This is a genomic window from Ralstonia flatus, from assembly GCF_958439105.1.
Taxonomy (GTDB): Bacteria; Pseudomonadota; Gammaproteobacteria; order Burkholderiales; family Burkholderiaceae; genus Ralstonia; species Ralstonia flatus.
The window spans coordinates 421,053-434,281 of the sequence record NZ_CAUDLI010000002.1 but is presented as its reverse complement, the minus strand read 5'-3'; the positions used below and the strand labels follow the sequence as shown (position 1 = coordinate 434,281).

14 protein-coding genes are annotated in these 13,229 nt (G+C 65.1%); 5 read left to right on the top strand and 9 right to left on the bottom strand.

Annotation, left to right across the window (positions count from 1 at the left end; translation table 11 throughout):
* Positions 1–4: 4 nt before the first annotated feature.
* The 3 genes from R2676_RS05630 (at position 5) to R2676_RS05620 (ending at position 1,316) form a co-directional block, all read left to right on the top strand.
* Positions 5–403 carry a DUF488 domain-containing protein gene (locus tag R2676_RS05630; protein WP_206273119.1) on the top strand — a complete coding sequence of 133 codons (399 nt, stop codon included), beginning with the start codon at positions 5–7 and terminating at the stop codon, positions 401–403.
* A 137-nt stretch (positions 404–540) separates the two neighbouring features.
* Positions 541–963 carry a DUF3455 domain-containing protein gene (locus R2676_RS05625; protein WP_316856933.1) on the top strand — a complete coding sequence of 141 codons (423 nt, stop codon included), beginning with the start codon at positions 541–543 and terminating at the stop codon, positions 961–963.
* A gap of 134 nt (positions 964–1,097) precedes the next feature.
* A complete protein-coding gene (locus R2676_RS05620; RefSeq protein WP_206273118.1) occupies positions 1,098–1,316 on the top strand; it encodes a DUF1059 domain-containing protein in 219 nt (72 codons plus the stop codon).
* A 17-nt stretch (positions 1,317–1,333) separates the two neighbouring features.
* Here R2676_RS05620 and R2676_RS05615 read toward each other — a convergent pair whose 3' ends face one another.
* Positions 1,334–1,972: a helix-turn-helix transcriptional regulator gene (locus R2676_RS05615; RefSeq protein ID WP_206273117.1), complete on the bottom strand. Its 639-nt coding sequence runs from the start codon at positions 1,970–1,972 to the stop codon at positions 1,334–1,336.
* Positions 1,973–2,086: 114 nt separating this feature from the next.
* Positions 2,087–2,524: a multidrug/biocide efflux PACE transporter gene (locus tag R2676_RS05610; RefSeq protein WP_316856829.1), complete on the bottom strand. Its 438-nt coding sequence runs from the start codon at positions 2,522–2,524 to the stop codon at positions 2,087–2,089.
* Between the two features lie 113 nt (positions 2,525–2,637).
* Between R2676_RS05610 and R2676_RS05605 the strand changes: the two genes are divergently transcribed.
* A complete protein-coding gene (locus tag R2676_RS05605; RefSeq protein ID WP_206273115.1) occupies positions 2,638–3,522 on the top strand; it encodes a LysR family transcriptional regulator in 885 nt (294 codons plus the stop codon).
* A gap of 4 nt (positions 3,523–3,526) precedes the next feature.
* Here R2676_RS05605 and R2676_RS05600 read toward each other — a convergent pair whose 3' ends face one another.
* The 7 genes from R2676_RS05600 to R2676_RS05570 all read right to left on the bottom strand — a co-directional run bounded on the left by R2676_RS05600 (position 3,527) and on the right by R2676_RS05570 (position 11,658).
* Positions 3,527–4,408, bottom strand: coding sequence for a flagellar brake protein (locus tag R2676_RS05600; RefSeq protein WP_206273114.1), 882 nt, complete (start codon positions 4,406–4,408; stop codon positions 3,527–3,529).
* 167 nt (positions 4,409–4,575) lie between these two features.
* Positions 4,576–4,965, bottom strand: a complete 390-nt coding sequence (locus tag R2676_RS05595; protein WP_206273113.1) for a RidA family protein — start codon at positions 4,963–4,965, stop codon at positions 4,576–4,578.
* Positions 4,962–5,939, bottom strand: a complete 978-nt coding sequence (locus R2676_RS05590) for a threo-3-hydroxy-L-aspartate ammonia-lyase (protein WP_206273112.1) — start codon at positions 5,937–5,939, stop codon at positions 4,962–4,964. Before R2676_RS05590 ends, R2676_RS05595 begins: the two co-directional genes overlap by 4 nt.
* Positions 5,936–6,577 carry a helix-turn-helix transcriptional regulator gene (locus R2676_RS05585; RefSeq protein WP_206273111.1) on the bottom strand — a complete coding sequence of 214 codons (642 nt, stop codon included), beginning with the start codon at positions 6,575–6,577 and terminating at the stop codon, positions 5,936–5,938. Before R2676_RS05585 ends, R2676_RS05590 begins: the two co-directional genes overlap by 4 nt.
* Positions 6,578–6,721: 144 nt before the next feature.
* On the bottom strand, positions 6,722–9,844 hold the full coding sequence (locus R2676_RS05580; RefSeq protein WP_206273110.1) for an efflux RND transporter permease subunit: 3,123 nt from the start codon (positions 9,842–9,844) through the stop codon (positions 6,722–6,724).
* On the bottom strand, positions 9,841–10,956 hold the full coding sequence (locus R2676_RS05575; RefSeq protein ID WP_206273109.1) for an efflux RND transporter periplasmic adaptor subunit: 1,116 nt from the start codon (positions 10,954–10,956) through the stop codon (positions 9,841–9,843). Before R2676_RS05575 ends, R2676_RS05580 begins: the two co-directional genes overlap by 4 nt.
* Before the next feature lie 87 nt (positions 10,957–11,043).
* Positions 11,044–11,658, bottom strand: a complete 615-nt coding sequence (locus R2676_RS05570) for a TetR/AcrR family transcriptional regulator (RefSeq protein ID WP_027679368.1) — start codon at positions 11,656–11,658, stop codon at positions 11,044–11,046.
* 87 nt (positions 11,659–11,745) lie between these two features.
* Between R2676_RS05570 and R2676_RS05565 the strand changes: the two genes are divergently transcribed.
* Positions 11,746–13,206: an efflux transporter outer membrane subunit gene (locus R2676_RS05565; RefSeq protein ID WP_206273108.1), complete on the top strand. Its 1,461-nt coding sequence runs from the start codon at positions 11,746–11,748 to the stop codon at positions 13,204–13,206.
* Positions 13,207–13,229 lie beyond the last annotated feature (23 nt).

The window sequence follows — 13,229 nt, the reverse complement described above, 5'->3', positions numbered from 1 at the left end:
TTCCATGGCACTACGCATCGTCCGGCTCGGCGAGCCGCGTCAACCCGATGAAGGCTTGCGCATAGGCACCGTGCGGCGTCCGCCGCGCGGCGTGCCCAAGGAAGAATTCGCCAGCCGCGATTTCTATGACGTGTGGATGCCGCTGCTTTCGCCCACGCCCGAACTCGTCAAGCAAGCCCAGGCCGCGCAATCCCAGCACGATGAAAAAGCCTGGCAAACCTTCGTGCGCCACTTCCGCACCGAAATGCGCGACGGCGATGCCGCCCGCCTGCTCGACATGCTGGCCGCGCTATCGCACCAGACCAACCTGTCGGTGGGCTGCTATTGCGAAGACGAGGCGCATTGCCATCGCTCGGTGCTGCGCGCGTTGCTGGAGGAGCGTGGGGCGAAGGTGGCTCCATGAACGATCTTTCCACCTGCACAAGGAAAATCATGCCGAACCTGCCCCGCACCTCGCGCTCCGCAGTCTCATCTGTCCTCTTGCTTGCGTTGGCCATGGCGGTCTCGCAGACGGTGAGCGCGTAAACCGCCCCCGCGGCGCTGCAACCGGCCGAGTCTCACCACACCGTCGCCACGCTATCGGCCACGGGGGTGCAGATCTACGTTTGCAAGCGCGACGGCGATAAGCCTCTGACGTGGGTCTTCAAGGCGCCGCTGGCGGAGCTTTACGACGCGAGCGGGAAGCTCATCGTCAAACACGGTGCGGGCCCCAGCTGGGAAGCCTCCGACGGCAGCAAGATCACCGGAAAAGTCTTGCAGCAGGCGCCCAACACCACGGAAGCCGGCGCCATTCCGCTACTGTTGCTGCAAGCCACCCATGCCGGTGGCGCGGGGCTCTTGAGCAGTGTGCGATACGTGCAGCGGCTCCAGACCCATGGCGGCATCGCGCCGGCACTACCCTGCACGGAAGAAGGCCAGGAAGGCCGCAGCCCCTACCTGGCGCAGTACGTTTTCCTCGACTGACGCGGCGTCGCCCATACGGCGCCCTACCCCATTCAGGGGACGCCGCGCTCCCCGGGCGCCCCTATAACGAAGAGACACGCGACCGGTCGTTCACCGCGTCGCGCCGTCGTCATTCGTCATTCAGGAGCACCGCCATGGGCCGCCGCTACATCGATTGCCGCGCCTTCCCCAGCGAGACCAACTGCTCGGTCGCCATCAGCGCCGACAGCGATGCCGAACTGCTGGAGGCGGCCGTGCAGCACGCCGTTTCCGTGCACAAGCACACCGATTCGCCCGAGTTGCGGGCGCAATTGCAGACCCTCTTCCAGGACGGCACGCCTGCCGTGGCGCCGCCAAAGATGGCCACCGCCTGACACAGGCGCGCAAGAACCTACCGGCGCGCCGATAACGCGAGCATCAGCCGCACGACATCGCACTGGCTGTGCGTGTTGGTCTTGCGATAGACGTGCTTGAGGTGCGTGCGCACCGTGTCGAGTGAAATGCCCAGCGTGCGGGCAATACAGGCTGGGTCGGAGCCGCTTGCGAGCAGGTCCGCCACGTCGGCTTCGCGGCGCGTCAGGTGAAACGCATCGGTCAGCCACAGGCTGACCGGCTGCGCAGGCGAGATGCCCGCGCGCGCCGCAACGCGTTGCCAGCACAACGGCAGCGCTTGCGCAAAGTGCGGCAGCAACGCCTGTGGCGCCGCACCATGCTGCATGGGCTGCACGCCCGCCCTGCGGTAATCGAGCCATACCGCGCCGCGCACTTCAGCGTCGGCCATCGGCCACGCGTCAACGCCATCACCGCGCACGGCACGCAGCAGCATGTCTGCCGAGCGTGCGCCGCGCGATGCCACCCAGTGCCAGCGTCCATCGACGCGCCACCGGATCATGGCCGCAGCGTGGTCCGCGCCGCACGCATCGCGCAGCACGTTCATCACGCCCGCAGCATCCCCCGCGCAGGCCGCTACGTAGCATTGGCGCAGCACGGTTGCCGAGGCATGGGACGACGTAACAGAAAGACGCAGCATGAAGGCAATACGGGCGCAGCGGCTTGCGACCGCTGCGCCCGTTTCGAAAGGGACTTCATTATAGGAAGCGTGTCACCTCCCGCACTGCCCCTTTTGCCCTAAGCCCATGGGGGATCAGGCCAGCGCCCGGCGCGACATCCAGCGTGCGCGCAGATGGTCGTACGCAAGGTTGAAGAAGAACGTGTACGGCAGGAAGAACAGCATGATGCCGATGTCGATGACGAAGGCTTCCCAGAGGCTGACGTTCAGCCACCACGCGCCCAGCGGCACCAGCATCACGACGAGCCCGCCCTCGAACAGGCAGGCATGTACCACGCGCAACGTCAACGTGCGCGAGAGCTTGTAGCGATGCTCGACACGCTCGAAGATGGCGTTGAACACCATGTTCCACGCCATCGCCACGCCGGCAAACATGAGGGTCAAGGCGCCCATGTGCGCAAGCGGCACACCCATGATCCAGCTGAACAGGGGCGCGCAGATGACGGTGGCGATCAACTCGAAGCTCAGCGCATGAAACACGCGCTCGACAGGGGTTTTGACAGGAACTTGCATGGCAACGACTCCGATGAATGGGCGTGATTTTCATCGGTGCAGGCAAGTTTCTCCAGTTCGAAACCATCGGTTTTTCCGATATATTGAGCCAATCCCCTCTTGCGGAGCGATCGATGCGCCACTCTCCTGAAGCCCTGCACGCCTTTGCGGAGGCTGCCACCCTCGGTTCGTTCTCGGCTGCCGCGCGCAAGCTGGGCAAGCGGCAATCGACGGTGAGCGAGGCGATCGGCAATCTCGAGATCGACCTTGGCCTGACGCTGTTCGACCGCAGCACACGCCAACCCACGTTGACCGAAGCGGGCCGCGCGATGCTCACGCAAGTGCGCCGCGTGCTGGAGGCCAGCGAACAGATGGACCGTCTGGCGGCACAAATGGCCGGAGGCCTGGAGGCGCGCCTGACGCTGGTGGTGTCCGATACGTATCAGTCCGATCGCTACGAGCAGACGCTCGCGTCACTCGAACAACGCTTTCCGGAGCTGGAACTCGAATGCCTGATTGCCGAGTACGAAGACGTGCTCGACATCATCCAGCAGGGCCGCGCGCAGTTGGGCCTGGTGGCCACGCAACCGGCGTATCCGCCCGACATTGGCGCCGCGACCATCGCCGAGCAATCGGAGATCGGCCTGTTCGTAGGGCGCCAGCATCCGCTTGCGCAATACGGGCACGCAGAAGTGCCGCACGCGGTGCTGCGCGACACACGCGAGCTGCGGCTGAACACATTTGTCGATCCGGTCGGACCGCGGGCCGATACAACGCCAGTGCGCGGCCTGCGCCGCTGGTCTGCGCCGAGCTACCTCATGTTGCTGGAGATGGCCGTGCTGGGTTTCGGATGGACGGAGCTGCCGCGTTGGCTGGTCGATCACTTCGCGGCAGACCGGCTGCACGAGGTGCAGGCGCGCGGATGGCCGCGCCATGTGCCGGTGGACGCGGTGTGGTCGCGCAAGCGCACACTCGGCCAGGCCGGCGCGTGGCTGCTGGAGACGATGCTCGCGGGCTAGGCGCTCATGCGTTCTCGTCCAGCCGCTCGATGATCAGATGCGAGAGCTGGGCTGTCTGCTCTTTCGACAGCGTGAATTCCACGCCAAACGAAGGGAATGCAGATGCGGTGGCGCCCAGCGCCGGCGACCCGCTTGCCACGCGTCCCGTCAGCGCGAATGTCTCCAGCTGGCCGTCCACGTAGGCGTTGAAATCCAGAGCGAGTCTGTCGCCGGGCTGGAACGCGGGGTTGGCGCTCTGCACCAGGGCACCGTTCAGGCAGATGTCGCGGATCACCGCGACGCGGTCCGCAGCCGACGCGGCCTGCCCCTGCGCACGCACGCGCGCCCCGATCCGAACCTGCACGCGCTTGGCACGGCGCAACGGCATCTTCTGCATCTTGATTGGCGCAGACAAGACCAGATACGGCGACGGAAACTGCCCCACCGACACCACGCTGCACATCATCGTGAACACAGCGCGGCCCGAGAAGCCTCGCAGGATGAGCACGTCTCGGGGCTCCGGCCGCAGCGTGCGCTTGGCGTCGGCCGGTTGCGTGACAAACAGCGCCTCGCCTTCGATATAGCCGATCAGGCGGCACGGCAGCAGGCCACGCAGCGGCGCGGACTTCTCCTGCACCTGCAAAACGGTGCCCACCGTCAGGCCGGCCGAGCCGAGCCGGGGCGGCGCTTCCGCGGGCGCGGCGGCAGGCGCGGCAGCAACGTCATCGCCGTCTGCCAGCGCCAGCACCGGGCCGTGATGGAACAGCAGGCGGACGTCTTCAGCGTCGGGCACAACGGCACCGGCAGGCAGCAGGAGCCGGCCCGCGCTGTCCGCCAGCGGAAACGGCAGCGGTTGACCGACCGGAACGTCTTCCTGCGTGAGTTGCCGCGTTTTTTGAAGGGTCATGGGTGGCGAAGGACGCGTCTGATCTGTCATGGGCGGGCCAAGGCCAAAGCCAATGCCTCGGCAGGTACGCCCGCCATTTTGTAACAATGGCCGGCAAACCGCCGGAGATCAACTCGCACGAACCCTTCCCACCTGACGCACGTCAACGGCAAGCGTTTGTGTTTGTGTCACCCGGCCATGGCCGTTGCCTCGATCTCGACGGCCAGCCCGTAGTGCAGCGTCGGCACCGGCACGACCGCGCGCGCCGGGCGCAGGTCGCCGATCCACTCGCGGTAGAGCGCATCGAACGCGGGCCAGTGCGCTTCCATGTCGGTCACGTACACACGCACTTGCACCAGACGCGAACGGTCCGTGCCCGCGGCGGCAAGCACGGCGTCGAGGTTCGACAGCACCTGCCGCACCTGCGTCTCGAACGGCGCATCGACGAGCTTTTCGCCGGTGGGCGTCACGGGAATCTGTCCGGCGACGAACACGAAGCCATTGGCGCAGACCGCGTGCGAGTAATGCCCCGCAGGCGGGCGCAGTTGCGGCGCGTTCAGGTAGCGTGCATCGCTCATTTCGCTGCCTCCGCGCCCAGCACCAGCTTGGCGAAGAGTTGCAGATCCACATTGCCGCCCGACAGGATCACGCCGACGCGCTTGCCGCGCACGTCAATCTTGCCGTTCAGCGCCGCAGCGGCAGCCAGGCAGCCGGTGGGCTCGACCACCGCCTTCATGCGTGAGGCGAAGAACTGCATGGCGCTGACGAGTTCTGCATCGCTCACGGTCACGATGTCGTCGACCAGCTCGCGAATCACGGCAAACGTGTGGTTGCCCAGATGCTGCGTCTGCGCGCCGTCGGCCAGCGTCTTGGGTGTATCGATGTGGACGATCTGGCCCGTGCGGAAGCTCTGCTGGCCGTCGTTGCCGGCCTCGGGTTCCACGCCGAAGATCTTGCACGCCGGGTTCAGCGCGCGCGCCGCCGTGGCGCAGCCGGAGAGCAAACCGCCGCCGCCCAGCGGGGCCAGCAGCACATCGAGCGGGCCGATCTCTTCGATCAATTCCTTGGCCGCCGTGCCCTGCCCGGCCATCACGTGCGGATGGTCGTAAGGCGGGATCAGCGTAAGGCCATGTTCTTCGGCCAGCTTGCGGCCAATGGCTTCGCGGTCTTCGGTGTAGCGGTCGAAGAACACCACCTCGCCGCCGTAGCCGCGCGTGGCCTCCACCTTCACGACGGGCGCGTCCTTCGGCATGACGATGACGGCGCGCATGCCGAGCAGCCGGGCCGACAGCGCAATCGCCTGCGCGTGGTTGCCCGACGAAAACGTGATCACGCCCGCCTTGCGCTGTTCCGGCGTGAATTGCGACAGCGCGTTGTACGCCCCACGAAACTTGAACGCCCCCATGCGCTGGAAGCTCTCGGCCTTGAAGAACAGCTCGGCGCCGGTCATGGCGTTGGCGGTGGCCGACGTCAGCACGGGCGTCTTGTGGGCAACGCCGTGCAGGCGCGCGTGGGCAGCAACGACGTCGTCGTAGGAAATGGGCAGGCTCATGCGAGGTCCTCGGGCAGGTAGGTGTAGACGGTGGAGCGCGCCACGCCCAGCGTTTGCGCGACTTCAGTCAGCGCGCGGCGCAAGTTCAGCAGGCCGCTGGCGGCCAGTTCGCGCATGGCTTCGCGGCGCTGGTCGAGCGTCATGGCCATGGGCGTGGTGTTGCGTGCGGCGGCAAATTGTTCGAGCGCGATGCGCACGTCTTCCACGCGGCGCGATGCGAGCGACTCGGGCACCGGCGGCGCGGCAACGTCGATGCGCATCAACTGCGCGAGGCTCGACGTCATGGCGCCGAGCATCGATACATCCATGTTCAGGCAGATGGCCGCCACGTAATCGCCGCGGCTGTTCTTCAGCCCGATCGATGTGCTCTTAGCGGGGCGCCCGTCGGGAAACCGGTTGGCGTAGTTTTCGATGACTTCCGGGAAGTCGGGGTCGGCCAGGCGCGCAAGGCCCAGCTCCGTCACGGCGTCGCCAACCTGGCGGCCGGACAGGTTGTTGGCGATGGCAACGACGGCATGATCGGGATCGGTCAGGTCGTGCAGGACGACTTCCACCAGCGGCGCCAGCGTCTTGCCCAGCGCCTCCACGATCTTGCGGCCTTCGCGCAGCAGAAGGCGATTTTCTTCGATGGGCTTCATGGCGTTGACGATACGTCAATTACTGACATTTCGTCAATGCCATGTTGGCGGCCCTGCGGGAGCGTGACGCCCCATGAGAAAAGAAAAAACGCCTGCCCGAGGGTCGAGAGAGAACGGAGGTAACGCGGGCAGGCGACTAAAACGCTATTCAGGGAGCAGCTGTGATGCGCCTTGCGCGGTCTCTTGCAGCGGAGGCTGCACATGGGCAGCGTGGGCGGGCCGGATCTTGAACCAGATGGAGTACATCGCCGGCAGAAACACCAGGGTCAGGATCGTCCCGGCAAACGTCCCGCCGATCAGCGTATAGGCGAGCGCGCCCCAGAACACCGAATGCGTCAGGGGAATGAAGGCCAGGATGGCCGCCAGCGCCGTCAGAATCACCGGCCGTGCACGCTGCACCGTGGCTTCCACCACAGCCCGGAACGGATCAAGCCCTTCATCCTTGTTGTGCTGAATCTGCCCGATGAGGATGAGCGTGTTGCGCATCAGGATGCCCGACAACGCAATCAAACCGACCAGCGCGTTGATGCCAAACGGCTGCCCGAACAGGATCAGCGTGGGCACCACGCCAATAAGGCCCAAGGGGCTGGTCAGGAACACCATGACCATGGCCGGGATGGACCGGACCTGGAAGATGAGGATCAGCAGTGTGACCGCCAACATGATCGGGAACAGCGGCAGCATGGCCTTCGTCGCCTTGCCCGACTCTTCGATGGAACCGGCTTGCTCAATGCGGTATCCGCTCGGCAGTTTCTCGATGATCGGGGCAAGCTGCTTGCTGATGGCCGTCGACACGTCGGGCGGTTGCAAGCCGTCAGCAATATCGCCGCGCACCGTGATGGTCGGCATGCGGTCGCGCCGGCGCATGATGGGCTCTTCCATGCGCACGTCGATCTTGCCAACTTGCGAGAGCGGAATGCGCTGCCCATTGGCGCCAGCCAGCGTAAAGTCGCCGATTCTGGCCGGGTCGAGCCGCACGTTGCCGGCTGAGCGCGCGGTCACCTGCACCGTACGGATGTCTTCGCGCACGGCCGTCACCGGAATGCCGCTGAGCAGGAATTGGAGCTGCTGGGCGACAGCGCTGGATGTCAGCCCCACGGCTTGCAGGCGGTCTTGCTGCAAGGTGAAATGGAGCGTGGGGACGCGCGTGCCCCAGTCCGTATTGACCGTGCGCATCATCGGGCTGGCGTCCATGACATGCTGCACATCAGCAGCGATACGGCGCAGCGTTTCCGCATCCGGGCCAGTGACGCGATAGGCCACGGGGAACGGCGAATACGGACCGAACACAAGCTGCGTGACACGTACACGCGCCCCTGGGGCAAGGCCATCTGCAACGGCCTGACGCAGCCGCTGCTTCAACGCGTCGCGCTCTTCCTGACTATCGGTGCGGATCACGATCTTGGCGAACGACGGGTCCGGCAACTCAGGCCCCATCGCCAGATAGAAGCGCGGCGCGCCCTGGCCGATGTAGGCCGTCACGATCTTGGCTTCCTTCTGCTTGGCCAGCCACGCTTCCAGCTTGGCGGTGGCCGCGTCAGTCTGGTTGATCGATGTGCCATAAGGCATTTGCACCTCGACCAGCACTTCCGGGCGATCCGAAATCGGAAAGAACTGCTTCTTGACGATCGCCATGCCCCCGATGGACAGCGCGAAAAGGCCCACCACCGCGCCCGCGACCAGCCATTTGCGCGCGATCACACGCCCGAGCAATCGCCGGAAACGGTTGTAACGCGGCGTGTCGTAAATCGCGTCGTGTCCGCCTTCGACCGTCTGGAAGTTGGGCAGCATCTTCACGCCCAGGTAAGGCGTGAACACCACCGCCACCACCCACGACGCAATCAGCGCGATACCGACAATCCAGAACATGTTGCTGGTGTATTCCCCGGCCGTCGATCGCGCGAAACCGTTGGGCATGAATCCGACCGCCGTCACGAGCGTGCCCGACAACATGGGCGCCGCAGTGTGGCTCCACGCATAGGCCGATGCAGCCACACGGCTGTAGCCCTCTTCCATCTTCACCACCATCATTTCGATGGCGATGATCGCGTCGTCCACCAGCAGACCGAGCGCGAGGATCAACGAGCCCAGCGTGATGCGGTCGAAGTTCTTGCCTGTCGCGGCCATCACAACAAACACCACGGCAAGCGTCAGCGGCACGGCCGCAGCCACCACCAGGCCGGCGCGCCACCCCATGCTGACAAAACTCACCAGCATGACCACGAGCAGCGCTGCAAAGAACTTCAGCATGAACTCGTCGACGGAGGCGGCGATGTTGACCGCCTGGTCCGTCACCTTGGTCAGGCTCATGCCGAGCGGCATGTCCGCATTGATGGCGCCGACTTCCTTGTCGAGCGCCTTGCCCAGGTCCAGGCCGTTCCAGCCCTCGCGCATGACGATGCCAAGCAGCAAGGCAGGCTGCCCGCCATTGCGCACCATGAAGGTGGCCGGATCCTCATAACCGCGCCTGACGGTGGCAATGTCGGACAGCTTCAGCGTCCGCCCCTGCGAGACCACCGGCGTATCGCGAATCTTCTGCAGCTCGTCAAACGCGCCATCCAGGCGAATGAACACTTGCGGCCCCTTCGTTTCCACGGAGCCCGCAGCGGCCAGCGCATTCTGGGTGTTGAGCGCGGCAAAAACGTCTTGTGGATTCACCCCCAGCGTCGCCAGCCGGTCATGAGAAAACTCGACGTAGATGCGTTCCGCCTGTTCGCCGATGATGTTGACCTTCTTCACACCCGGCACGTGCAGCAGCCGCTGGCGCAGCGTCTCGGCATCGCGCACAAGAGCACGTTGCGGCTCGCCCTGCGCCTTGAGCGCGAACAGCGCAAACGTCACGTCCGAATATTCGTCATTGACGATCGGCCCGATCACGCCCGACGGCAGGTTGGCCACCTCGTCGCCGACTTTCTTGCGCGCCTGGTAGAACTCCTCCTGCACTTCCGACGGCGGCGTGCTGTCTAGCAACGTCAACGTGGTGAACGCCAGACCTGGCCGCGTGTATGTTTCCGTGCGGTCATACCAGCGCAACTCTTGCATGCGCTTTTCAATTTTCTCAGCCACCTGGTCCTGCATTTCCTGCGCGGTGGCACCCGGCCACACGGTGACGATGTTCATCACCTTGACCGTAAAAGCGGGGTCTTCTGCACGGCCCAGCTTGAAGAACGAAATGAGACCTGCCACCGATATCAGGCAGATGAGGAACAGCGTGACGGCACGCTCGCGTACGGCGAGCGCAGACAGGTTGAAGCGGCCTTGGCTCACAGTCGCACCCCCGCGATGGCAGTGCCGGCATCCTGGCCGGCGACGCGCACCCGCTGTCCTTCACGCAGCAGTTGTGCGCCGAGCGCGACGATGCGGTCGCCCTGCTTGACCTGCCCGCCGACGTGCGCGCCCTCATCCCCAACCTGCGCGATGGTGACGGAGCGCCACGACACCTTGGCAGGTTCACCTTGGATGACCCATACGCCCGGACCCTTGCCGGCGTCGAACACCGCACCGAGCGGCACCTGCACATCGCCTTGCGCAGTGGCCGGCCGATCGGCAATCTGAATCGTTACGGTGGAGCCGAGCGGCGCGTTGGCCAGATCGCCGTCCAGCACATAACGCGCTTCGAAGGTGCGAGTCAGCCGGTCGGCCGCGTCCGAAAGCTGTCGCAGCTTGGCCGGTACGCCGGCGCTTTCGGTGCCAAAAAGCGTTGCCTGTGCAACCGAGCCAATCGCCGGCCGCAAGGTTTCCGGCAGCTGGACTACGGCTTCGCGTCGGCCCGCGTGCGCGAGGCGCACCACAGCCTGCCCAGCGCTGACGACCTGGCCGGGCTCAGCCAGCGTTTCCATGACCACACCGTCGCCGTCAGCGACAAGCTCGGCGTAGCGGCTCGCGTTGCGCGCCACATCCGCCTGCGCTTCTGCGGCGCTGAGTTGCGCTTTGGCCGCGTCAGCCGCAGCCTTGGCCTGGTCGTAGGCCGAGGCAGAAATGGCTCCGGTGCCGCGCAGATCGCGGTAGCGCGCCTCGTCTTCGGCCGTCTGCTGCGCGCGTGCCCGTGCGGCGGCCACGGTTTCCTGCTGCGCATGCGCTGCGAGCTTCAGGTCGACGGGATCGATCCGCATCAGCGGCTGCCCGCGCTTGACGGTCTGCCCTGCGTCAACCAGCCGCTCCAACACTTTTCCGGGCACGCGAAAGCCGAGGTCGCTCTGCACCCTGGCAGCCACGACGCCCGTGAAGGAACGCGATGCGGAAACCGCAGGTGGAACGACCACCGCACGCACCAAGGGCGCCTCGGTGCGCGGGTCGACGGGGGCCTTTTCGCCGCACGCACTCAGCGCGAGGGGCAACGCAAAAGCAACGGTAGAGGTAACAAAGCGACGCGAAAACATGAAAGCCCCATCGACGAGATGATCTGGGCTTTCATTCTGGTTCTAGTGACCAAAATAGTCAATGGTCACAAAGAAAAAATCTGTGCGTCACGGGGAAAGACTCCGAAGCACCAGACTGGAGAGCAGGCCGGGTGCCGTCTCGGTGTAGTCAAAGCTGTACTGCAACAGCAGCGGATTCATGTACGGGCGCATGACCAGGTAGATGGCTGCCGTGGCTTCATCCAATGGCGTCTTGCGCTCGAAGTCTCCGGTCTCGCGGCCCTCCTGCAGCACATCGCGCAGCAACGTCTGGATACGGCCTTCATAGGCAATCACAGACTGCCAGCGCTCGGTCGCTGCCGAGGCGGCAATTTCATACAGCTTGCGGTCATGGGAAAACAGCCGCAGGCTGGCCTCCGTCAAGGCTTTGAACATCCGCCGCAGCTTCTCGGGCGGCGAGCCTGCCTCGGCCAGCGCCGCGTTGACGTCGGTCTCGATTTCGCGCAGGCAGTTGGCGCAGATCATCTCGCCAATGGCCTGTTTGGATTCAAAGAACTTGTAGATGTAAGCCTTGGAAAAACCGATGGCCTTGGCCAGATCGGACACGGCGGTCTTCTCGTAGCCGTAGCGGCTGAAATGTTCGGTGGCAGCGGCAACGATCTGGTCCCGCACGTCGTGATCCGCCGGACCGCGGGCGGAAACGGGGTAAGGAGTGGTCTTCATGGGCGTCAGCTTACGCGAGTCGCAATCATTGAACAACTTGTGACCAATTTGTACTATAGTCACTAAAAGTTTCGATGGAAGCCGCCCATGTTGCCAAAACACTCCCTTACCGCACTCATCGTTGCCGGCCTGGCAGCGGGCTGTGCCGTCGGCCCGGACTATGTGAAGCCCGAGATGCCGGCTCCAGCCACATTCCTTGGCCAGACGGCCGTGGAGCAGCGCAGCGCCACCACCGCAGCCGATCTGTCGGCGTGGTGGGCAGGCTTTGGCGATCCGCAACTGAGGCGCTTCGTGCAGCTGGCGCTGGAACAGAACCTGGACCTTGCCCAGGCCTTCGCCCGCGTCACGCAAGCTCGAGCAGGTCTTGGTGCCGCCAACGCCGCGTTGCTGCCTTCGGGCAACGTCACAGGCCAAGCGGCGCGCGCCTATCAGTCCGTCGAAACTCCGCTGGGCCGCGTCCTGAATTCCCGGCCCGGCTTCGACCGCTATGGCAATGCCTTTGAAGCGGACGCCAATGCAAGCTGGGAGTTGGACCTGTTCGGCGGCCTGCGCCGTGGCCGGGAAGCCGCGCTGGCGGATTACGAAGCCTCTCAGGCGGGCGCGGTTGCCACGCGGTTGGCCGTGGCCGCGCAGACTGCCGACATCTACATCACGGTCCGCGGCTTGCAGACACGCCTGCGCGTGGCGCGTCAGCAGGTAAAGACGCAGGAGGAACTGCTCTCCACGGTGAACCTGCTGTACGGCAAGGGGCTGGCGGCAGAACTCCAGGTGAGGCAGGCCGAGGGGGCGCTGGCCCAGGTGCGCGCTTCCATTCCGCAGCTTGAGACGGGCCTCGACGCGGCGATGAACGCGCTCGACGTCATGCTGGGCTCACTGCCGGGCACACACCGGGCCGAGCTTGCGCAAGACGGCGACATCCCTGCCGCGCCACGGATTTCGATCAGCGGATCGCCGGGCGAACTGTTGCGGCGGCGCCCCGACCTCATCGTCGCCGAGCGACGCCTCGCGGCTTCCAACGCACGCATCGGCGTCGCCATTGCGGAGTACTACCCGAAGTTCTCGCTGGGCGGCCTGCTGGGCAGCGCCACATCCGTGGGCGCGGGCAGCCTGTTTGGTGGCGGGGCCAGCCAGTTTGCCGGCGTGCTCGGCCTGCGCTGGCGCCTGTTCGACTTCGGGCGCATCAATGCGCAGATCGATCAGGCCAAAGGGCAAGAGGCTGAGATGCTGGCCGCATACCGGCTTGCCGCGCTGCGGGCCACGGAAGACGTGGAAGACGCCTTTTCTGCCCTCGTCAAGCGGGAAGAGCAGGCAGCCATGCTCACGCAAGGCGTGGATTCGCTGGGCCGCGCGCGAAACGCCTCGTTCGCTGCGTACCAGAAAGGCGTCGTCAGCCTCATTGAAGTTCTGCAGGCCGACGAAAGCCTGTTGCGTGCATCCGATGCGCGCGCCCAGGCGCAAACGGAATCGGCACGCGCTGCAGTGGCGGCATTCAAGGCGCTGGGTGGCGGCTGGAATCCGAACGAATCGACCGCCGTTGCCAGCAAATAGCCGCATAACCCCACAACGACCGC

What these genes read in the sequence shown, in the direction of transcription:
- R2676_RS05630 (WP_206273119.1), top strand. Translation starts at nt 5, where the DNA reads ATGGCACTACGCATCGTCCGGCTCGGCGAGCCGCGTCAACCCGATGAA.
- R2676_RS05620 (WP_206273118.1), top strand. Translation starts at nt 1,098, where the DNA reads ATGGGCCGCCGCTACATCGATTGCCGCGCCTTCCCCAGCGAGACCAAC.
- R2676_RS05615 (WP_206273117.1), bottom strand. Translation starts at nt 1,972, where the DNA reads ATGCTGCGTCTTTCTGTTACGTCGTCCCATGCCTCGGCAACCGTGCTG.
- R2676_RS05610 (WP_316856829.1), bottom strand. Translation starts at nt 2,524, where the DNA reads ATGCAAGTTCCTGTCAAAACCCCTGTCGAGCGCGTGTTTCATGCGCTG.
- R2676_RS05605 (WP_206273115.1), top strand. Translation starts at nt 2,638, where the DNA reads ATGCGCCACTCTCCTGAAGCCCTGCACGCCTTTGCGGAGGCTGCCACC.
- R2676_RS05600 (WP_206273114.1), bottom strand. Translation starts at nt 4,408, where the DNA reads ATGACCCTTCAAAAAACGCGGCAACTCACGCAGGAAGACGTTCCGGTC.
- R2676_RS05595 (WP_206273113.1), bottom strand. Translation starts at nt 4,965, where the DNA reads ATGAGCGATGCACGCTACCTGAACGCGCCGCAACTGCGCCCGCCTGCG.
- R2676_RS05590 (WP_206273112.1), bottom strand. Translation starts at nt 5,939, where the DNA reads ATGAGCCTGCCCATTTCCTACGACGACGTCGTTGCTGCCCACGCGCGC.
- R2676_RS05585 (WP_206273111.1), bottom strand. Translation starts at nt 6,577, where the DNA reads ATGAAGCCCATCGAAGAAAATCGCCTTCTGCTGCGCGAAGGCCGCAAG.
- R2676_RS05575 (WP_206273109.1), bottom strand. Translation starts at nt 10,956, where the DNA reads ATGTTTTCGCGTCGCTTTGTTACCTCTACCGTTGCTTTTGCGTTGCCC.
- R2676_RS05570 (WP_027679368.1), bottom strand. Translation starts at nt 11,658, where the DNA reads ATGAAGACCACTCCTTACCCCGTTTCCGCCCGCGGTCCGGCGGATCAC.
- R2676_RS05565 (WP_206273108.1), top strand. Translation starts at nt 11,746, where the DNA reads ATGTTGCCAAAACACTCCCTTACCGCACTCATCGTTGCCGGCCTGGCA.